Origin of the sequence: Sphingobacterium athyrii, assembly GCF_003071065.1 — a bacterium.
GTDB classification, from domain to species: Bacteria; Bacteroidota; Bacteroidia; order Sphingobacteriales; family Sphingobacteriaceae; genus Sphingobacterium; species Sphingobacterium athyrii.
On record NZ_QCXX01000010.1, the window covers coordinates 153,785 to 173,738 of the forward strand.

A 19,954-nucleotide genomic window follows, 5' to 3' on the forward strand; every position below is an offset into this window, starting at 1 on the left:
TAAATTGAATTACAAAAAGGATAAAAAAGAAAGAATATATGATTTATAGTAAGGGAGGAGCCTCCAGGACGTTGAAGAAAGAAGTTATTGCCGCAGATCTCGTAGTTGTTGGCGGTGGGATGTCTGGCGTGTGTGCTGCGATTACGGCAGCCAGGCAAGGTTTGCGTGTCATCTTGGTGCAGGATCGCTCTGTACTCGGAGGGAACGCCTCCAGTGAGGTGAGGTTGTGGATATTGGGCGCCACTTCCCATATGGGTAACAACAATCGTTGGAGTCGGGAAGGTGGTGTTATTGACGAGATATTGGTTGAAAATGTGTATCGAAATCCGGAGGGCAATGCTGTTATATTGGACATGATTTTACTCGACAAAGTAAAGCAAGAGGCCAACATTCGATTGTTGCTCAATACCAGTGTCTACGAAGTCCATAAGGAAGCTGGTGATCGTATAAAATCTTTGAGCGCTTTTTGCAGCCAGAACTCGACACAATATGAGCTATTGTCATCCTTATTTTGTGATGCGTCCGGAGACGGGATAGTCGGCTTTTTATCTGGAGCAGCTTTCCGTATGGGCGCTGAACCCCGGGAAGAATTTGACGAAGCTATGGCACCCGACACCTCCTATGGAGAGCTTTTGGGGCACACGCTCTATTTCTATACCAAAGATGTCGGAAAATCAGTGTCTTATACAGCCCCGGCTTTTGCCATGGATGTCACCAAAGAAATACCGAGATTCAAAAACTTCAATGCCAAAGAACATGGATGCAAGCTGTGGTGGGTGGAATACGGCGGGCGTCTGGATACGGTGCACGATACCGAAGAGATCAAATGGGAACTTTGGAAAATCATCTACGGTGTGTGGGATTATATCAAAAATTCCGGACAATTTCCCGAAGCCGACACCCTGACATTGGAATGGGTTGGAATGGTTCCCGGAAAACGGGAAAGCCGTCGGTTTGAAGGCGATTATATCCTGACACAAAAAGACGTCGTCGAACAGCGTCAACATCCGGATGCCGTAGCCTATGGGGGCTGGTCCATCGATCTCCATCCTGCGGATGGCGTCTTTAGCGACCGTCAGCCCTGTAACCAGTGGCATAGTAAAGGCGTTTTCCATATCCCTTATCGTTGTTTATATAGCCGTAATATTGAAAACCTCTTTTTGGCGGGTCGTCTGATCAGTGTATCCCATGTCGCATTTGGAGCGACTCGGGTAATGGCGACATGTGCGTATGTTGCACAGGCTGTGGCGATGGCCGCAAAACTATGTGTTCAGCAGCAGCTTTTACCAAGAGAGATCGGTCAGCCAGGTTACATGAAGGAATTACAGAAAGAACTGCAACGATCCGGTCAATATATCCCCGGCTTTCATTTATCCGATAGCAGCGATCTTGTACAGCAGGCCGAACTAACCTCTTCGAGCAACCTGGACTTTAAGGGATTCTCCAAAGAGAATATGCTGTGGAAACCCCTGACTATAGCTGCAGCACAACTTATTCCTGTCACTGCTGGTACCTTGCCCATCTTTTTTTTGGATATTGAAGCCACGCAGACAACAGTGTTGGATGTGGAGCTCAGGGGCAGCGAAAGAAAAGGTGGATTCACGCCAGACCGGGAGCTGGCGAAAATGCAAATTCGTGTAAAACCCGGCTTTCAGACAATAACACTGGATTTTGGATTGGAGATCAATGAGGATCAGTATATTTTCCTCACATTTCTCCAAAACGAGCATGTGCGATTGGCCTATACCCATCAACGGGTATCCGGATTACTATCCGTTTTTAACGGCGTGAACAAAGCTGTTTCAAACAACGGGAAACAGGTAGCCCTGCCGGGATCTGGAGTAGATTCATTTGAATTTTGGACGCCACAACGTCGCCCTGAAGGTCATAATCTCGCCATTCAGCTAACAGCGGGCCTTTCCGTCTTTGGAGTCGAAAATGTGCGTAATGGCATAGACCGGCCGACAATTCGTCCGAATGCCTGGGTTGCTGCAACTGACGATCGGCAGCCTGTAATTTCGATTAAATGGAAGCAGAAGCAGCGCATAAGAAGGATCGAAATTAATTTTGATACCGACTGGGATCATGCAATGGAGTCTGTATTAATGACCCATCCCGAGACCGTTATGCCATTCTGTGTGCGGAATTATACTATCGAAGATGGTAATGGAAAGATTATTTATACGCAGCAGGGAAACTTTCAGACCAGAAATGTGATTGAACTTCCGGAATCCTGTGTTACAGACCAGCTGATTATAGCTCTCGAGCACCCTTCTGCGGAAGTGCCAGCCGCCATCTTTGCTATTCGGTGTTATGCATAGTCAATAAATGATAATATTCAGTAATTTAATGTTTAATACAGATGATAGATACAGTAGTTATAATCGTTTTTTCGGTATTCATAATGCTTGTTGGGATAAGCTTCTCACGAACCGGAAGAAACCTGAAGTCCTTTTTTGCTGGCGGCGAATCCGTGCCCTGGTTTATAGGAGGGATGTCCCTGTTCATGAGCTTTTTTTCAGCCGGAACTTTTGTCGCATGGGGCTCCATAGCCTATAGCCATGGCTGGGTAGCAATTACCATTCAGTGGACGATGTGTATAGGCGGACTGATTACAGGGCTTTATCTAGCTCCTAAATGGAAGGCTACAGGAAATCTTACTGCTGCCGAGTTTATTAAGGAGCGCCTGGGGAGCGCTGTGCAGAAGTGTTACATCTACGTCTTTATGATCGTGTCGGTATTTCTCAAAGGGTCGGTTTTGTATTCGGTGGCCAAACTTGTTTCCGAATCGTTGGACTATCCTTTGATACCCGTTACTATCGTTTTGGGAATCTTAATGATTGCTTATACAGCCATCGGAGGGTTGTGGGCGGTCATGGTGACAGATATTTTACAATTTGTCGTCCTGACAGCAGCGATCGTGATTGTCATTCCATTGGTTTTTGAGGAAGTTGGCGGTGTGCAGTCCTTCTTGGATAAAGTGCCTGATGATTTCTTCAATGTTGTCAATGGTGAATATACATGGGGTTTTATTGTCGCTTTTGCCTTATATCATATTTTTTATATTGGAGGTAATTGGACGTTTGTACAGCGCTATACAAGTGTTGATACACCCCGGTCAGCATCCAAAGTTGCTTATTTATTTGCTGCCTTATACATCGCTAGCCCGATTTTGTGGATGATTCCGCCCATGGTTTACAAGGCGATCAATCCGGATTTGACCGGATTGGCTACAGAGACGGCCTACATTATGGTCTGTAAGCAAGTGCTGCCTGCGGGATTACTTGGATTGATGCTTACGGGGATGTATTTCTCTACATCGGCATCCGCAAATACAGCCTTGAATGTTGTATCAGCTGTTTTTACAAACGATATTTATAAGGGAACATTAAACCCGCAGGCATCGGAAAAAAAGCTGATGTTTATTGCTCGTGCGTCATCTTGGTTTTTTGGATTTTTTATGATTATTGTAGCGCTGATTGTACCACTGATTGGAGGGATAGTAGAGTTTACTTTGAGTATAGGCGCCATTACAGGAGGTCCTCTATTGGCGCCGCCGATATGGGCATTGTTTTCAAAGCGATTGACAGGAAAGGCAACCCTGTATATAACCGCTGTTAGTCTGGGCGTCAATCTTCTGTTTAAAATTATTTTCCCTTTGTTGATAGACTATAAACTTACCAGAGCCAATGAGATGCTGCTTGGTGTTATGCTGCCCTTCGTTTTGTTGGCTTGTGTTGAACTGTATGCGAAATCACGTGGACAGGTAAGTTCGGAATATATTGCGCTCAAACAAATTAAAGCCGCGCGTAAGGAAAACGTACAGCAGATTGATAAAGAAGAGGAAATAGCATTGAAAAGCCAGAATAAATTTGGATTGAAGATGATCGCATTTTCGCTCACCTTTATTGCGCTGCTACTTTATATATTGTGTTTTTTCTTTGCAGACCGTTCGCCATTAGTTGGCGGAATTGCCACGGTAATACTTATCACTGCGTTGATTCCATGGCGAGCAGCTAGTAAAGTTTTTATAAATCGGGTTTAAATTGATGTCAGCACAGATTATCTGCGGCACTTCGTTTTCTTAGTGTTTTTTAACTTTATATGCTTGTAAACCCGCTATTAAACAGTTAAATTGCTTAAAATTTATTGTCAATTAGAATATAAACATAAATAAGATGAAAAGAAATACGGCTTTTCTTTTGGGGATTTTAGCTTCTTGCGCATTGCCACAAGTGATTTCTGCTAAACCACTCACAAAAGAATATGTACATTACGGGCAAGAAGTTGAAGGAAAAGAGTTGATCGGACGCTGGGATATTGAAGTCGATGTCAATGGTACTCCGGCACCTTCCTGGCTTGAAGTGAAATTGTCAGGCTACAAGACTTTGGTAGGCCACTATGTAAGCACTTCAGGAAGTGCACGGCCTGTTTCACAGGTTTTTTATGAAAACGGGAAGTTCAAATTTGCGATACCACCACAATGGGAAGGCGGAAAGATGAATTTAAGTGTAGAAGGGGAGATCTTAAACGGAACATTGCAGGGCACTATAACGGAACCAGATGGAAAAACACATCGTTTTAAAGGAGTACGTGCACCCGAGTTAAAAAGAACGGCCGCCGTAAAGTGGGGGAAACCGATCCAGCTTTTTAATGGAAAGGATCTGTCGGGATGGAAAGCGACTGGAAAAACCAATCAGTGGATTGTGAAAAATGGTATTTTAACCAGTCCACAATCGGGTTCTAACCTAGTCTCGGAACAAAAATTTGAAGATTTCAAATTGCACGTTGAATTTAAAATTCCTTCGGGCAGCAATAGTGGAGTTTATCTTAGAGGGCGCTATGAGGTACAGATTGAGGATAGCCCGAAAGATGCGCATCCTAATGCCGTCCTTTTTGCGGGCGTCTATGGTTTCCTGGCAGCCAATGAGATGGTGAACAAAGGAGCCGGAGAATGGCAGACCTATGATATTACATTGGTGGGACGCCTGGTGACTGTCGTTGCCAATGGTAAAACAGTGATCAGCAATCAAGAGATTCCGGGGATTACCGGCGGAGCACTGGATAGTAAAGAGGGCGAACCTGGTCCGATCTATTTCCAGGGTGATCACGGACCGGTTGAATTCCGTAAAGTGGTTATTACCCCGGCCATTAAATAACCCTAAAAGTTGGACCAAGTTAGAAAGTAATTATTCATGTGATGAGCTCGATATTTTATCGGGCTCATTCCTTTTAGATTCCAATTACAACGACCACCACGTCTTCGTTCTGGTAAGAAGTATAGTACCGATCAATTGAACCACTTTCTTTGTAATCCTGTAGTTCCTTAAATATCATTTTTTTTAAGGTACCTTTTCCCTTTCCGTGGATAAATTTGATTTCGTTCATCTCCCAATAAATGGCTGCATCCAGGTTGGACCTGAGGTAATCAATAGATTCTAGCATAAGTTCGTCAGCCGAGTAGTCTTCCCAGTCTTCGAGGAAAGCATCTGCGTGTAGATCAACTATAGCGGGTGGTTTGCGCATGATTCAAATATATAACAATGCCGCAAATGTAAAACAAAACAACGACTTAGTAGGCGAGATCAGCGATGAAATCAACAGCCCGGACGAATTTTTCATACCATTTTTTTATAATGGCAGCAATTTCATATTCCTCTCTTTCAGCATGATTTAACATCAATAACTCCAGCGATTGCAATAACTGCTTATGATCCAGGAACAAACCGTCGTAATCACGATAAGCAGAAACTGTTTCTTGAATAAGTTGCAGACTTTCGTGTCTGGACAGGATTGTCACATGCCGGGAGGAAATTCGGTCTAGGAGACATTCTTTCTGAAAATCGGACGCGATATGCCTATCGCATGCTTGATTAAACAATAATTCAAATTCAACGAGCTGGCTTTCTAAACCATGTATAGCGGACTGGAGCTCCTCAAAAGTGCCGATGATCCTTTCCTGTATTTCCATGTTTTTTGATATAATAGCCATGATATTTTTATCTAAATTTTATATAATGTTGGTTATTAGAATTTTAAATAAAAGCATGTAAGGTATATACAAATGGTTTGAATAAATGTTTTTCTTAATTTGAATAATAGTTGACCAACGATAGTCGGAGTTCCACATAACAGTTATTGGACCTTGAGGGCTTCCGTGAAAAAGCGGAGTAGATTATCCTAATTGCCCTGTAGCTGAAAAATAGGTATTTTGCTTTTTTTTTGCGTTATTCGCATTGCGTAAAAACGGGTTAAAAATAGAATTGAATGAAGGAGAAAACAATCGGAAGTTATCAATTGGAAATATGTTCCAATTCAGTGGCATCAGCAATCGAGGCGGAGAAAGGCGGTGCGACACGTATTGAATTTTGTCAGAATCTGGAGAATGGTGGAACCACACCTTCTTTTGGTCAACTGAAACTGGTGCGTAAACTCGTTCATATCGGAATTCATGTCCTGATCAGACCACGGGGTGGAGACTTTCTGTATACGGAAGAGGAAATGCTGGAGATGATCGCCGATATTGAGCTCTGTAAGGAATTGGGTATGGATGGTGTTGTCATCGGGGTATTGAATGCCGATGGTACCGTGGACAAGGTCAGTACGAAGCGTCTGGTTGATGCTGCAAGGCCTATGCATGTAACATTTCACCGTGCTTTTGATCGTGTACAGGATCCCCTTGCTGCATTGGAAGACGTTATTGCCCTAGGGATTGATCGTATTTTAACTTCGGGTCTGCGGGATTCAGCGTTATTAGGTGCGCCATTGCTCAAACAATTGATTGAACAGGCTGCCGGACGTATTGTGATTATGCCGGGGGCTGGAGTGGATGCCTCCAATATGAAGACGATCTTGGCGGAGACAGGAGCCATTGCCGTTCATAGTTCAGCAAAGGAGAGCCAGCCATCAAAGATGAAATTTTCGCAGGATCAGGTGAAAGGAATGGATGAGGCGCAGTGGATGAGCTCAAAAGAAAAAGTCCACCAAATGGTAGACTTATTAAAAAGCCTTTAAAGTATAACTTTAAAGGCTGCTAATTTCTTTGTGCTTATTTAGCTTCTGCAGCTAATTGATTTAAGATAGCATCGTTTTTAACGATTTGGTTGTCAGCTTTCATTTTTGATCTTGAACCTAACTCAACGTTAGTTCCCAATTTCAAGAACTGAACTTCAACACGTGAAACAGTTTTATTTCTTCTATCTTTTCTTTTTAAACGTGTAACTCCCATTTTGATAATATTTTTATTGTTTAAAATAAAACGAGGTCGGAAGCGGATTCGAACCGCTGTAGGAGGTTTTGCAGACCTCAGCCTAGCCACTCGGCCATCCGACCCTATTTTTTTCCTTTTGAAGGTCTGCAAAAATAAAACTTATAATTGGAATTAAAAAATCTTTGTGATAAAACTTTTGCGTTTTTGAGCATTATCTTGAAAACCAAGGGGGTAGTTTTTGAGTATGTTGCTTATGCAGGCTTTAAGAGTAGAAATACGAATGTATACGATCAGTTGAAAACGTTAAAATTTCTATAAGCTACTGTATCATTTAGAGGACATTCAAAAAAAATATGGCACGAGTTTTTTCTTTTGTTTTGAAGTGAAAATGAATAGTTTATGCATTTTGGAATAGATATTGCAAATGTCACTGTAATAAATCTCATACAAGAAATATATGAGAGTAAATGATAGAAGAACAAAGTAAATTAAATTAGGAAACATGAAAAAACTATTATTATCTGCAGCAATTTTATTTGGTTCATTAGGAGCTTTTGCGCAAGGTGGATTGGGATATGGACTCCGTGCGGGTGTAAATATTCCTAAATACTCATTAGATAATGAAAGCACAGAATCGAATACAGGATTTTTTGTAACGGGTTACTTGGATGCTCCTGTGTCACCTAACTTTTCCATTCAACCGGGATTATCTCTTCAGAATAAGGGTGGCAAATGGACACCAGGATCTTCTTCCGAAATTAAGGAGAGTGTGATGTCCTTGGACATACCGGTGAACGCTGTAGCGAAATTTCCTACGGGTTCAGGTAATTTCTTTATCGGAGCTGGTCCTTATGTTGGATTTGCATTGAGTGGAAAACGTAAAGGGGAAATTGGAGAAGGAGATGTAAAAATAGAACGAGACCTTAATTTTGGAAGTGATGATACAGATGATTTAAAGCGTACTGATTTTGGTGTGAATTTCTTAGCAGGGTATCAATTATCCAATGGATTTCAGATCAATGCTGGTTACGGTTTAGGTTTAACCAATTTGGCTCCTGCACCTGGTGATAAGGCTAAAAACCGCGTATGGTCGATAGGTATCGGTTTTGGACTATAAGAAATATAAGTATTTAAGCTTATTATGAGGAAAGAGTCCCTGCATTAGTAGGGACTTTTTTATTTCCCTCAACTTAAGTCAACCGAAATTGTTATTTTTATTCAAAAGAATATTCAATGAAAAGATTCCTCTCTTTACCATTCTATGTCAAGTTAGCCTGCGTATTAATCAGTATCCTGCTATTGGGATATCTGGCCAAGATTGGTGATACCATACTTATCCCGATGATTTTAGGCTTACTGTTTTCTCTGCTTTTGATTCCACTGAGCAATTTTATGGAGCGTAAGTTGCATTTTCCAAGAACATTGGCCGGAATACTCAGTGTGATTCTCTTTTTTGGCGCGTTAGGTTACGGCTTATTTCTTCTGGCTTCACAGCTTACATTGCTCAAAGAAGATTTCCCAGCATTTAAAGAGCAGATTATGGACGGCGCAGGTAAATTGCAAAGCTGGGTCAGTCAACAGTTTGGAATACAGCACAAAGAGCAAATGGAATTTATCAATAAAACAGCTTCAAAGTCGGTTGATTCAGGTACGCTATTTTTAGGGACGGCGTTGGTTTCACTGTCCTCCCTGTTTATTTTATTTGTTTTCACATTTCTTTATACCTTCTTTCTACTGATTTATAGAGGTCATATAGTGAAGTTTCTTTTATTTGTCAACCGTGTTGAAGATCGACTTATTGTTGTGGATGTTGTTAGGCAAATTCAATATGTCGTCAAAAAGTATCTGATCGGTTTGTTGATCCAAATGAGTTTGGTTTCGCTTTTGGTTTTTATTTGCCTCTCCTTAATTGGTGTGAAGTACAGTCTACTCTTGGCTTTAATCACCGGCGTATTCAATGTACTGCCTTATGTGGGTATTTTCTCATCGATGCTGATTATTTCCATTCTTACCTTTGCTACCTCATCGTTGACACATGTGGTATTAGTGATCTTAGCATTGATTATTGTACACATGATTGACAGTAATTTTATTGTCCCCAAGATTGTCGGATCCAAAGTGAAGGTCAACTCCCTTTTTGCCATGTTGTCCATTATTATTGGCGAGATGGTCTGGGGTATTTCGGGAATGTTTTTAGCAATCCCTATTTTGGCGATAGTCAAGATTGTGATGGATCGCATTAAAGAGCTTAAACCTTGGGGATTTTTATTAGGGGAGGAGGATAGCAAGGATGAGGTCTACAAAGACTTATTTGAGACTTTAAATCCGATTGAGAAGAAAATTATTGAGAATGAAGCGAAGGAGTAGGTTTGCATTTGGTTTTGGGCTTGTGAGCAGTTTTATCTTCTAATCCGCGATCTTTTAATTGTTGAATTTGGTCATCTATCGTGAAAGCTTTCTTTTCATACATAGAATGTGGCTTAAAAAGGTTATAAAACAAAAGACACGCCCTGGGACGCTGTTCTTACGGGTAGCGTGGCGTGTACTGTTACTACAAACATAAGTATCTGTTTACTTTTTTGCAAATTTAAAATAAAAGTAATGAACATAAATATTTAACACTCTTTTTCATTCAAAATTAAATAAATATAAGGGTAAAATTGTTCCCAACTTTTTCCGTTTTCTGAATTTTGAGATAGTTTTATCCCTTCCTGGGGGGAATGTGGATGTTACAACACCTGATACAAGTCAAAATCACGAAATAGCTTTTTAAGGCTGTACATATTCCGAGGATATGACGGAATGCCATACCATAGCGGCGCTTTAACAAACATAGTATACCTAAACCAGAACCGGAATCGAGGGGGCAGCATGCTCCGGTAATATCTGAATCTCATTTTTTTTAAAAAGGATTTGTTTCGTTTACTTGCTGTTGATTGTCGTTGTTTGCTTACTTCTTAGCTTGATAAATATTTGTTTTCTTTTTCTTATGTGGGTGTAGTCTGTGTTTAATGAAACTAGATTTTTGTAGATCACTTGATAGATTGGTAAGTTTCAGCCCAGGATAATATTTCCATATGATTTGTTTGACAAATTTCAATTCTAACCCATTACTACTAATGAACTCATCATCCTTTGCCAAAATTTCATCTATAATAAAAGGAACAGATGGGGCGTCTGATAGTATTTTATTGTATTCACTGTTTCTAGAATGTTTCTTTTTTAAAAATTCACGAAAATCTTCTGGAACAGTTTGTAGCTCGGTGGTAAATTTTCTAAAATCGGCAATAAAAAAATCACATGCTTTTTGAATTGTATAAGGAGCAAGTTCATAATTCTTTTCTCCAGCTAAAATGTATTCAAGCCATCTTTTTGAAACTTCTAATATGTTTGCAAATACCTCGATAGTTAATCCACTTTTTTCAAAATGATTCTTAATGTTTTCAGTCGTTATTTTAGCATTGTAAGCTTTCATAACTACAAACAAATGATCTAAATCAATTAATAATCCGCAATTAATTTCTTTTTAATAATTAATTTGTGTAGATTTGAATATTGATAATCAAATAAATGTTTGATTATAGGTATTGAATACAAGAGTCTCTCGTGCAAATTCCGAGTTTTGTTCAGGACGAGGCAATAGGTTTTCAATGTCCGTAATGATATTTTGTGTATTTTTGATGCACACTATAGCATTATGGGCCCTATTGTTTATCGGTCCTATGGCCCTCGGAAGCCTGCACGACGATAGCATAGGGCCTTGCTATAGTTCCTTTCTTCAATGAGACTCGTAACTATAACGAGTTATGAAAAAACAAATTATCAAAAACAAAATCAAGCCAGCAGAGTAGCTCTGTCTGTAAAGTCATATAATGACTTTCCCATAATCTTGAAGAGCGTAGCGACCCTATTATATACCTTTGAAAACACCATTCCAGCGCTCTTAGATTTAGCTATTAACCATTATTTTTTATTGTGGCCTAAGCTAGGTTTAGGAGCTTTGGATACATTCGTTTATATCGATATCTGAATTCTTTCCTTTAGGCCGCAGCCATTAAAACCTTTTAAAAATGACCAATTTTTACAAGGGTGGGAGAGAACTGTCTAAAGGAAAAGATTCCTCCGGCTCACCAGAAATTAAATCAAAAAAAATCAGGGTTCAATTACCTGAGTTACTAGCCAGTTTTCAACTGTTTTTTACCCACATATTTCAAGTATGCGTTAAGCACTACTTAAGCACAGATATAGCACTATTTACGCAATCGTTGCGTAGGAAAATTGACAATGGAAAAATGTACTATAAAGGTACTTGTCCAGTGCTACAAAAACGTTTGCAGAGCAGCGATCAAAAAATAACTAAGCAGGAGATTTCTTCGGGCGTCCTTCGGGCTTTGTTCGGGTGGCCTTCGGATCTGCTCCGTACCTGCGTCGGCCCTTCTTCGGGAGTGCTTCGGCTGCTGTTCGGCTGTTCTTCGGGACGTTCCCGAAGCGCAGTCGAAGCGGACTCGAAGCCGAGCCGAAGCGTAGCCGAACATGTCTCGAACAAGCCCCGAAGAGGTCCCGAAGCGTTGCCGAAGAGCACCCGAAGAAGGGTAGGAGCGTCACCTTCTTCGGACCTTTGCCTAACCAACTTCGCCCCAACTTCTGCCTTTCATGCAGTGGGTCATCAGTCTTCCTCGAATTTTCCTTTGATTTTTCCCGTGGGTGACCCGAAGCCCACCCGAAGAAATTCCGAGCAACGCTGGGAGAAAGGGCGAAGTTGGTCAGGAGTTGGTAGGTACTTAAATGGTCTATTCCTTGGCACGAAAGGTACCGTTAGTTCACCATTAAGCTACCGGGAGTGTACCGAAAGGGTACCAAAAAGGTACTGGGAATGTACTAAAGAGCTACCGGAGATATACCAAAGAGGTATTAAACAGGTACGAGCTGTCAGTAGCTCACTGGTGGATCTTGGGTATAAGTCTGATACTGCTGTAGCACAGTCTGCAAAAGGAGAGGATACGGAATTGGATAATGGAAGAGAGGGAAGTTGTTTTAAATTTAATGGTTTTAAGACGTTTTATGAGCGTGTTGTCTCTGTTATCGATTCTTTTATTGTTGATGTTGTTTCAAAGGCTCAGAGGGCTTTAAAATGCTTTGCTTATTTGTTCGATAATAAAAATACTTTTCGCATGTCGCTGACATGCTTGGCTTTAGTTTTTCGATCATCTAATTTTTCTTTTAAGGCATTAAAGAGCATCAGAGCTCTTATGGTATTAGCTCTGATGGTTTCTATGTTTAGTTTATCGGCTCAGACGCCCCGCAAGGACAGCGGGGCCGATGGGCTATCTGATCTTACCGCACTAAAGCCGGGAGATAAGATCCCTGATGCGGTTTGGAATCAGTCGCTCGAACTGAACTATTTTAATGGTAAAAAGAAAACGATCAGGTTTTCCGATCTGAAAGGTAAGCTGATCCTGTTGGATTTTTGGTCAACGGGCTGCCCGAGCTGTATTGAGGGGATCCCCGACATGGAGTTGATCCAACAACGCTTTAAGGATAAGGTAAAAGTTGTCATGGTCAACAGCAAGCGCAATAAGGATACGCCTGAGCGGATAAATAAGCGTTTTAAAAAATATAAAGAGGACTTTAATTATACGCCTGTATTACCGACACTACTTGATGATACATTATTCACATCGCTTTTGCCGCATAATACTTTGCCGACGATAGGGATTATCAGTGCCGAGGGGCAATTTGTCCTTAATTCATTTGCAAGTTCCGTAACGGAGGATATTATCCAGGATTTTTTGAAAACTGGAGTTTCAAACAGGTTTATCGAAAAATCGGAAATCAAAAATACCGCTCGGATAAACACGCAGCCTTTGGTGGATACCACAGGTCTTGTATTTTGTTCGGTCATGTCAGGTTATCGGGAAAACTATCTCGGCGTGTATCCCGCTGTGTCCTACAGCAAAGGAAGCTCGCTGTTTCAGGTGGGGAATTACTTTCTCAATACCTGCTATCAGCTCGCTTTTCCTGATGTCTTCCAGGGGGCAAAATCGAGTCTTTTCGTTTTTGATGACCGGATCAATAAGGAATTTATTGATCTCATATACGATTTTAAAACAACAAAAGGACAGTTTTGGTACCAATTATACCTGCGTGATAGTATCACACAGGAGTTAGCTTTCGATTATTTCAGAAAGGCATTGATTGAACGTTTTCATGTTACTGTCGAGCGGAAAAAAGGTGTTGTTGAGGCTTATGCACTTTCGCTAGATGAATCACGCCCGCTATGGAAAACCAAGGGCGGAATGTACATCAATAGTGTGGATAAAGGCAATGAATCTTTGATCCTGCAAAATGTGCCCATAAATGGTGTGATTAGTTTCATCAGGTCTATTCTGGATAAGCCCGTAATTTTCGAGCACAAAAGTGCGGAACGGATTGATCTGCGTTTGCCTGGAAACTTTCTTGATCTAACTATCGAAGAGAAAGTAGCTGTTCTGGAACAGCATGGTATAAAGTTGAAACCAGCAGAATACAATGGTGAATATCCCTATTTCTACTCAGTATCCACGCTACATACGAAGTAATGAAAGTGTTGTTAACAGCGCTTTTTACAAGCGTATTGTTTTTCGTGAGCAAGGCTCAGGAAAAAATATGGGTACAGGGTACAATTGTTTCAGCTAATGGCGGCAAGGTACTCGTAGGTGCATCCATACGGAACAAAACGTTGCATAACCAGGCCGCAAGTTCACTGAAAGGGAAATTCGATATTCAGGTAGGTAATAAAGAAGATTCTTTATTGATCAGTTGTATTGGTTATCTCGATAGGACAGTAGCAGCTGGATTTTTTGAGAAGAATAAGGTCTTAGCCCTTTCTGTCAAAGAGACTTATCTCGAAGAGGCTATTGTCAGTACAGGTTATCAAACATTGAAAGCCAATGAGGTGACAGGTGCTATTGATGTGGTAGATAATAAGATGCTCAATCAGCAGGTGGGAACTAATATTTTGGATCGGCTCAATAACATGACATCAGCAATTCGTTTCGACAATCAGCCGATTCAAAATGCCGACCTGCAGAAACTGAATATCTCTGTACGGGGTCTGAGTACAATCAACGGAAATCTGGATCCACTCATAGTGCTCGACGGTTTTATCTATGAAGGTGATATCAGTAATATTGATCCCAATAGCATTGAGAGTGTATCTATCTTGAAAGATGCTGCCGCGAGTGCAATATGGGGCGCACGTGCTGGGAATGGTGTGATCGTCATGACTTCAAAAAAGGGTGCTTTCTCCAAAGAGCAGATGACAAAAATAACGCTCTCGAATACAATAATTCTGAAGGAAAATAATGATCTGAATAAAATCTATCAGCCCCAAAATGCTGATTTTATAGCGCTAGAGAAATATCTTTTTGAAAAGGGTTATTACGATTCGGAATTGTTATATCAGCCATATCTAGCACAGTCGCCAGTGATCGACCTGTTGGATAGGCGCAAGCGTAACCTTATTTCCCCGGCAGATTCGGCCAGCGGTATAGCTAAATTCATGAGGCAAAATGGACGACAAAATTATATGGACGCTTTTTATAATGTGCCATTTGTCAATCAACACGCCTTGAATATATCGGGCGGAGGGACACGCAACTCCTATGGATTTGGTATTGGATATACGGGGAATAAATCCGAACTGGATGCTTTTGATCGAAAAATTAATATTCAACTGTCCAATAGTTTCAGGCCTACCGACAATATACAGTTAGACTTACAGGTGCTGTATACAAATCAGGATAGTAGAAATGGCAAACCTGAATTCTCATCGTTGAGCTATGGCAGTATGAAGGCTCCATATCTTCAATTTCTAAAGGAAGATGGAACTGAAATTCCATTTGAAAAGGAGTATAGGGGCAGTTATCTGAAAGAAAACTATGCGAAAGGTTATCTGCCATGGGATTACTATCCACTGTCGGAATACAAATATGCAAAAGACCGACGGCAGAATAATGAATGGTTTTCGAGCCTGAACCTGAAATATAAGGTATTGCCGTACCTTCACCTGAATATGGGCGGACAGATTCAGCAACAGCGCACAGAGAATAACGAGCTGAATGCGTTGGAAAGTTATGAAGCACGTAAGTGGATCAATGAGTTTACTATCATTGGTACAGGTACCACACCTACAAAATATAATATTCCTCTCGGTGGTATCAAACGCTATTCAGCTGCTGAGGGAAGATCGTATACCATGCGTGGTCAAATTGATTTTAACAAATCTATAGGTCGGCATCTGCTGGTCGGTATTCTTGGTGGAGAGGTACGGGAGAATAGGTCGAACACAAATTCCTATACAGCCTATGGATACAATGAATTGCCGATGTCAAGCACTTCGGTGGACTTTGTAACTCGCTTTCCAACTTTGCCAGATGATGGCATGCGGCGGATACCGGGAGCGCCTCAGTTTTTTAAAAATGTAAATCGATTTGTTTCGCTTTATACCAATATAAGCGATCGTTTTATGGACCGTTACGGCCTATCTATGAGTTTGCGTAAAGACGGGGCTAATATCTTTGGCGCATCGACCAATGATAGATGGTCGCCGCTCTGGTCCGTAGGCGGATCTTGGGACATTCATAAGGAGGCTTTCTTTAAGCTGGCCCTGTTTGATTATCTGAAATTGAGGGCAACTTACGGAACGAGTGGTAACGTAGATCTGCGACGATCGCCAGATCCAATTGCCTATATCGGCTCGGCAACTTATACCAGCTATCCAATGTATCAGATAAGCACCTTGAATGATCCCTTGCTAAAATGGGAAAGAGTGGCAACCACTAACTTTGGTCTGGATTTTTCATTAAGAAGAGGAAGATTGTCCGGACGTATTGACTACTATGTAAAGAAAGGCAAGGATCTATATGGACTGAGCGAATACGATTATACGGCATGGGGCTTACAGGGTACAGTTGTCAAGAATTTGGCAGGAATGCGGGGGCAAGGATTTGACATTGACTTAAATTCAAAGAATATAAGCGGAAAGATCAACTGGGATACGCGAATGATAATAAGCCTAAATAGGAACAAAACAACGCAATATTACAACCTACAAAACAGTATCACATCCTTTCTCTCGGGTGGAAATACCATCACACCGATCGTCGGTAAACCGCTGAACGCATTGGCGGCCTATAAATGGATGGGGTTGAATGAATTTGGTGAAGGGCAGGGCTTGCTGGATGGGCAGCTAAGCACAAACTATACGGCCATACGTAATCAGGCCGATGCATTACCAGAAGGAAATGAAAGTATCGTTTATTTTGGATCCTCCAAACCTCAGGTCTTTGGTAATGTAATCAACACACTGTCTTGGAAGTCTTTGATTTTTTCTTTCAACGTCAGTTTTAAGGGGAACTATTATGTAAGACGTCCTGTGACGTCCTATTTTTCATTGTTTGCCAACGGTACGGCCTATCCGGACTTTGATCAGCGATGGCAGCGGCCGGGGGATGAACAGCATACGCAGGTTCCCGGTATGAAATATCCTATAAATTCAATGTCAGACACATTCTATCAATATGCTGATATCAATGTCTATAAAGGGGATCATCTGCGGCTGGAATATGTTTCGCTAACCTGGCAAGGTAAGTATACCGTCGGAAATCGTGCATTTAATATGGGGCTGTCAGCAAATGCGGCCAACCTAGGGGTACTATGGCGTGCAAACAAGCTCGGTATCGATCCGGAATTTCCGTACCAATTAAGTCCACCGAAGACATTTTCCATTGGATTAAAAATTGATTATTGATCTAATATCATAAATGATGAAAAGATTTCTTAACATATTGTGGCTAGGGGTAATTGTTTTCTCCTTGTCCGCCTGTCAAAAATATTTAGAAGTGCAGTCAAACTATGGTTTGGCTGTACCGAATAGTTTGGACGACTTACAAAAGCTATTGGATGATAGTCAGATTATGAATCTGAAGTTTCCTTCTTTTGGGGAAGCGTCGGCAGATAATTATTATCTGAGCCAATCCGTATATGATGCATTGATTGACTATGGCCAACAGACCTATATCTGGCAGAATGATCATATGAATTTCGGAAATGACTGGTCCTCATCGTACAGCACTGTTTACAATAGCAACCTCGTGTTGGACCGTATAAAAAAGATCAATCGAGATGAAAGTAATGCTAATCAATATGATGCCATTTATGCTTCTGCTAAATTTTATCAGGCGAGCCAATATCTAGCGTTATTATGGACCTATTCAAAAGCCTATACCCAAGAATCGAAAACAGATATGGGGATTGTGCTGCGAAACAGTTCGGATTTTCATGCCCCATCGTATCGGTCATCCATAGCGGAGTGTTACGAAAAAGTAATCACAGACCTGAAAGAATGTAGTGGTATGCTTCCTGAGAAAACCAGTCATGTCATGCGTCCCAACAAATATGCGGCTTATGCGACATTGGCTCGCGCTTACCTATCAATGCAGGTATATGATTCGGCCAATTATTATGTTGATTTAGCCCTAAAATACAATGCTGACCTGCTTGATTTTAATAATTTATCAGAAGTAAAGATGACGGCATCCTACCCATTTACGATTTTTAATAAAGAGACTTTGTTTTACGCTGAATTATTAGTAAATATCAATTTGACTAGTTCGCGTGCTTTGACTGATACGCTCCTGTATCGGTCTTATGAAAGTAATGATCTGCGCAGGTCAGCATACTTCAAAGTAGCAGCCGATGGAACGACTACTTTCAAAGGCAGTTACGCAGGATCTTCTAAACTTTTTTCGGGAATAGCAACGGACGAGCTGTATCTTATGCGTGCGGAATGCAATGTGAGAATGGGAAATGTAGAGGCAGGAATGGCGGACTTAAACTATCTACTCAGGTACAGGTATAAGGTGGGCACATTTATTCCTTATGTGATAAAAGACAAAACAGAAGCACTGGCTTTAATCTTAAAAGAACGAAGAAAGGAATTACTTTATAGGGGGCTGAGATGGATAGACCTTAAACGGTTGAATGCAGAAGGAAGAGAGATTTCAATAGCAAGGAAACTAAATGGGCAATTGATTGCTTTACAGCCAAATTCCAACGCTTATGCACTTCCTCTTCCTGAAGATATCATTAGATTGACGGGAATGCAACAAAATCCGAAATAAAGAAAATGTACATAAAAAGAGGGAAGGGATAGTCCAAACGGACTATCCCTTCTTTTTCATTTATCCCCTATTGATCGGAGTAAATGGTGTGGAGCTGCTGCCACCAGTTCTAGATGGAATGTGATTTCCACCCGAGGTAGCCGTAGCACCTAACTGAATCTTTGCCGGATTCAGCTGATCTGAAGAATTCAGATCTGATTCATCTACAACCTGTGAGCAAGCCATAACGTTTGCACTGTTACAGTCCTCATCGTTGGATGTGGTATTCCAAAGTGATGCATCTTTAACCTGATTCGCATCTTTTGGATCACCATGGAAGTAAATAGTTACAGGAGCTAAACTCTTTCCTGCATAAGCCTCAGCACCTTTAAATGCTGAGAATCCGATAATCATGGCTCCTCCTAATATCATGTAGCCATAATTGTTTAAAAATTTGGTTAGCATGTAGCTACCCTCCTTTCTGTACAGCAAGCCATCTATTGGTTAGTAAAGATGTTGGCTTGCTACTTTTTTTTGTAAATAATTGTCGGTACGGTCCTGAGTACCGATCGTATCTGTATGCCAGGCTGCCTACTATAGGCCTACTGACGTCGTTGTGTTCTGGATAATAATATAGACTGTCCGGTGCATACCATACATCCTTTGACTTTGTATAATGGATATTCCTGTAGCTGATGGCTCCCATTGCTATAAAGCAAATCAGAAATAATGCGATGTTTGTCTTGCCCGTGATTACTCGCTCGCTATATTTGGCGACCTTGCGATGCAACCCCCATCCCGTTATAGAAAGGCCAAGAATCACAATATTTATCAATAGATGCGCAGTCCAGGAAATACGGCTCAGAAAGCTTGTGCACATACAGGGTTTCTGTGCATAGACATTTAATACGCCTAATCCAATATAGATCGTAAAAACGATGATCAATAGGGTGGAGGCTCTCCATCCCCATGCACGCAGTCCGACTGATGGTATGGCTAGTAATATCCCAACAGCGATTTCCATGAGCGGAAGTAACCAAAAGAGTATTGGAGCCAGATAACTGATTATGGGCTGCTGCTCGAGAGCAATCCGAAACGCGCTCAGCTGCCAGATCTTGTCCATACCTACATAGATCCAAAAAAGGATCATTACCGACCGAAGGATCTTATATATGATGCTACTTGTTTTATTCGCTTCCATAGCTTTAATTATTTGTACTGTGGTAGTTATTATTTCTTTCCGCTGATTTATTATTTCCGGCTGCGGTTTTATTATTTTCGTTTTCCAGCCTTAACTATCTAGTTTAGCACCTTTATTATTTATACTTAACTTATGCTAACTATTTGTATTTCTCTCCTAACTATTTATATCCCGGGCTTAATTATTTGTATTGCCGTGTTAATTATTTTTGAATGGGCTTTTATTATTTCTATGCTTCTTTAAAAACAGGGCGCCGTACCTGCCCCTCCATTAGGTACAGCGGCCTGCCTGAGCGTCAGCTTCTACTTTTTCGTACGCCTTAAATCAAAGGTACCACGGAAAATAGGCGAGCGTAGGTGTAACGAAATGACTAATTCGGAGAGTTCACCTGCCTCTATTCGG

The 19,954-nt window shown here is 41.2% G+C and carries 15 protein-coding genes and 1 tRNA gene; 9 read left to right on the forward strand and 7 right to left on the reverse strand.

Features of this window, described 5'->3' with window-relative positions; all coding sequences use genetic code 11:
• The first annotated feature begins 38 nt into the window (after positions 1–38).
• The 3 genes from DCO56_RS26915 (at position 39) to DCO56_RS26925 (ending at position 5,159) form a co-directional block, all read left to right on the forward strand.
• Complete coding sequence (locus tag DCO56_RS26915) at positions 39–2,321, forward strand: FAD-dependent oxidoreductase (RefSeq protein WP_108636776.1); 2,283 nt, start codon at positions 39–41, stop codon at positions 2,319–2,321.
• A 41-nt stretch (positions 2,322–2,362) separates the two neighbouring features.
• Positions 2,363–4,045 (forward strand): sodium:solute symporter family protein, encoded by a 1,683-nt coding sequence (locus DCO56_RS26920; protein ID WP_108636777.1) that lies wholly within the window; start codon positions 2,363–2,365, stop codon positions 4,043–4,045.
• Positions 4,046–4,178: 133 nt separating this feature from the next.
• The gene (locus DCO56_RS26925) at positions 4,179–5,159 is read left to right on the forward strand and encodes a 3-keto-disaccharide hydrolase (protein WP_108636778.1); all 981 of its coding nucleotides are present in this window, start codon (positions 4,179–4,181) and stop codon (positions 5,157–5,159) included.
• 73 nt (positions 5,160–5,232) lie between these two features.
• On the opposite strand, the gene DCO56_RS26930 is transcribed toward DCO56_RS26925, so the two are convergent.
• Entirely contained in the window at positions 5,233–5,526 is a 294-nt protein-coding gene (locus DCO56_RS26930; protein ID WP_108636779.1) for a Smr/MutS family protein, read from the reverse strand.
• Between the two features lie 46 nt (positions 5,527–5,572).
• Positions 5,573–5,992, reverse strand: coding sequence for a hypothetical protein (locus DCO56_RS26935; protein WP_108636780.1), 420 nt, complete (start codon positions 5,990–5,992; stop codon positions 5,573–5,575).
• A gap of 275 nt (positions 5,993–6,267) precedes the next feature.
• On the opposite strand from DCO56_RS26935, the gene DCO56_RS26940 reads away from it, so the two are divergent.
• Positions 6,268–7,014, forward strand: a complete 747-nt coding sequence (locus DCO56_RS26940; RefSeq protein ID WP_108636781.1) for a copper homeostasis protein CutC — start codon at positions 6,268–6,270, stop codon at positions 7,012–7,014.
• A gap of 34 nt (positions 7,015–7,048) precedes the next feature.
• On the opposite strand, the gene DCO56_RS26945 is transcribed toward DCO56_RS26940, so the two are convergent.
• Positions 7,049–7,228, reverse strand: a complete 180-nt coding sequence (locus tag DCO56_RS26945; RefSeq protein ID WP_104385646.1) for a spore protein — start codon at positions 7,226–7,228, stop codon at positions 7,049–7,051.
• A 33-nt stretch (positions 7,229–7,261) separates the two neighbouring features.
• A tRNA-Cys gene (locus DCO56_RS26950) sits at positions 7,262–7,332 on the reverse strand.
• 380 nt (positions 7,333–7,712) lie between these two features.
• Here DCO56_RS26950 and DCO56_RS26955 point away from each other — a divergent pair.
• A complete protein-coding gene (locus tag DCO56_RS26955) occupies positions 7,713–8,327 on the forward strand; it encodes a porin family protein (protein WP_108636782.1) in 615 nt (204 codons plus the stop codon).
• Positions 8,328–8,443: 116 nt separating this feature from the next.
• Positions 8,444–9,577: an AI-2E family transporter gene (locus DCO56_RS26960; RefSeq protein WP_108636783.1), complete on the forward strand. Its 1,134-nt coding sequence runs from the start codon at positions 8,444–8,446 to the stop codon at positions 9,575–9,577.
• A gap of 583 nt (positions 9,578–10,160) precedes the next feature.
• Here the strand turns inward: DCO56_RS26960 and DCO56_RS26965 are convergent.
• Entirely contained in the window at positions 10,161–10,685 is a 525-nt protein-coding gene (locus tag DCO56_RS26965; protein WP_108636784.1) for a hypothetical protein, read from the reverse strand.
• Positions 10,686–11,280: 595 nt separating this feature from the next.
• On the opposite strand from DCO56_RS26965, the gene DCO56_RS26975 reads away from it, so the two are divergent.
• The 3 genes from DCO56_RS26975 to DCO56_RS26985 are packed head-to-tail and all read left to right on the forward strand — an operon-like array spanning position 11,281 to position 18,372.
• Positions 11,281–13,788 carry a TlpA family protein disulfide reductase gene (locus DCO56_RS26975; protein ID WP_108636786.1) on the forward strand — a complete coding sequence of 836 codons (2,508 nt, stop codon included), beginning with the start codon at positions 11,281–11,283 and terminating at the stop codon, positions 13,786–13,788.
• Positions 13,788–17,000 (forward strand): SusC/RagA family TonB-linked outer membrane protein, encoded by a 3,213-nt coding sequence (locus tag DCO56_RS26980; RefSeq protein ID WP_108636787.1) that lies wholly within the window; start codon positions 13,788–13,790, stop codon positions 16,998–17,000. The genes DCO56_RS26975 and DCO56_RS26980 overlap by 1 nt, the downstream gene beginning before the upstream one ends.
• Positions 17,001–17,013: 13 nt before the next feature.
• Positions 17,014–18,372, forward strand: coding sequence for a RagB/SusD family nutrient uptake outer membrane protein (locus DCO56_RS26985; RefSeq protein WP_108636788.1), 1,359 nt, complete (start codon positions 17,014–17,016; stop codon positions 18,370–18,372).
• Between the two features lie 60 nt (positions 18,373–18,432).
• Here the strand turns inward: DCO56_RS26985 and DCO56_RS26990 are convergent, their stop codons facing one another.
• Positions 18,433–18,783: a hypothetical protein gene (locus DCO56_RS26990; RefSeq protein WP_146191146.1), complete on the reverse strand. Its 351-nt coding sequence runs from the start codon at positions 18,781–18,783 to the stop codon at positions 18,433–18,435.
• 37 nt (positions 18,784–18,820) lie between these two features.
• Positions 18,821–19,552, reverse strand: a complete 732-nt coding sequence (locus DCO56_RS26995) for a MauE/DoxX family redox-associated membrane protein (protein ID WP_108636790.1) — start codon at positions 19,550–19,552, stop codon at positions 18,821–18,823.
• Between the last annotated feature and the right edge of the window lie 402 nt (positions 19,553–19,954).

Coding starts and splice junctions, on each gene's coding strand:
- DCO56_RS26915 (WP_108636776.1), top strand. CDS start 39: ATGATTTATAGTAAGGGAGGAGCCTCCAGGACGTTGAAGAAAGAAGTT.
- DCO56_RS26920 (WP_108636777.1), top strand. CDS start 2,363: ATGATAGATACAGTAGTTATAATCGTTTTTTCGGTATTCATAATGCTT.
- DCO56_RS26925 (WP_108636778.1), top strand. CDS start 4,179: ATGAAAAGAAATACGGCTTTTCTTTTGGGGATTTTAGCTTCTTGCGCA.
- DCO56_RS26930 (WP_108636779.1), bottom strand. CDS start 5,526: ATGCGCAAACCACCCGCTATAGTTGATCTACACGCAGATGCTTTCCTC.
- DCO56_RS26935 (WP_108636780.1), bottom strand. CDS start 5,992: ATGGCTATTATATCAAAAAACATGGAAATACAGGAAAGGATCATCGGC.
- DCO56_RS26940 (WP_108636781.1), top strand. CDS start 6,268: ATGAAGGAGAAAACAATCGGAAGTTATCAATTGGAAATATGTTCCAAT.
- DCO56_RS26945 (WP_104385646.1), bottom strand. CDS start 7,228: ATGGGAGTTACACGTTTAAAAAGAAAAGATAGAAGAAATAAAACTGTT.
- DCO56_RS26955 (WP_108636782.1), top strand. CDS start 7,713: ATGAAAAAACTATTATTATCTGCAGCAATTTTATTTGGTTCATTAGGA.
- DCO56_RS26960 (WP_108636783.1), top strand. CDS start 8,444: ATGAAAAGATTCCTCTCTTTACCATTCTATGTCAAGTTAGCCTGCGTA.
- DCO56_RS26965 (WP_108636784.1), bottom strand. CDS start 10,685: ATGAAAGCTTACAATGCTAAAATAACGACTGAAAACATTAAGAATCAT.
- DCO56_RS26975 (WP_108636786.1), top strand. CDS start 11,281: ATGACCAATTTTTACAAGGGTGGGAGAGAACTGTCTAAAGGAAAAGAT.
- DCO56_RS26980 (WP_108636787.1), top strand. CDS start 13,788: ATGAAAGTGTTGTTAACAGCGCTTTTTACAAGCGTATTGTTTTTCGTG.
- DCO56_RS26985 (WP_108636788.1), top strand. CDS start 17,014: ATGATGAAAAGATTTCTTAACATATTGTGGCTAGGGGTAATTGTTTTC.
- DCO56_RS26990 (WP_146191146.1), bottom strand. CDS start 18,783: ATGATATTAGGAGGAGCCATGATTATCGGATTCTCAGCATTTAAAGGT.
- DCO56_RS26995 (WP_108636790.1), bottom strand. CDS start 19,552: ATGGAAGCGAATAAAACAAGTAGCATCATATATAAGATCCTTCGGTCG.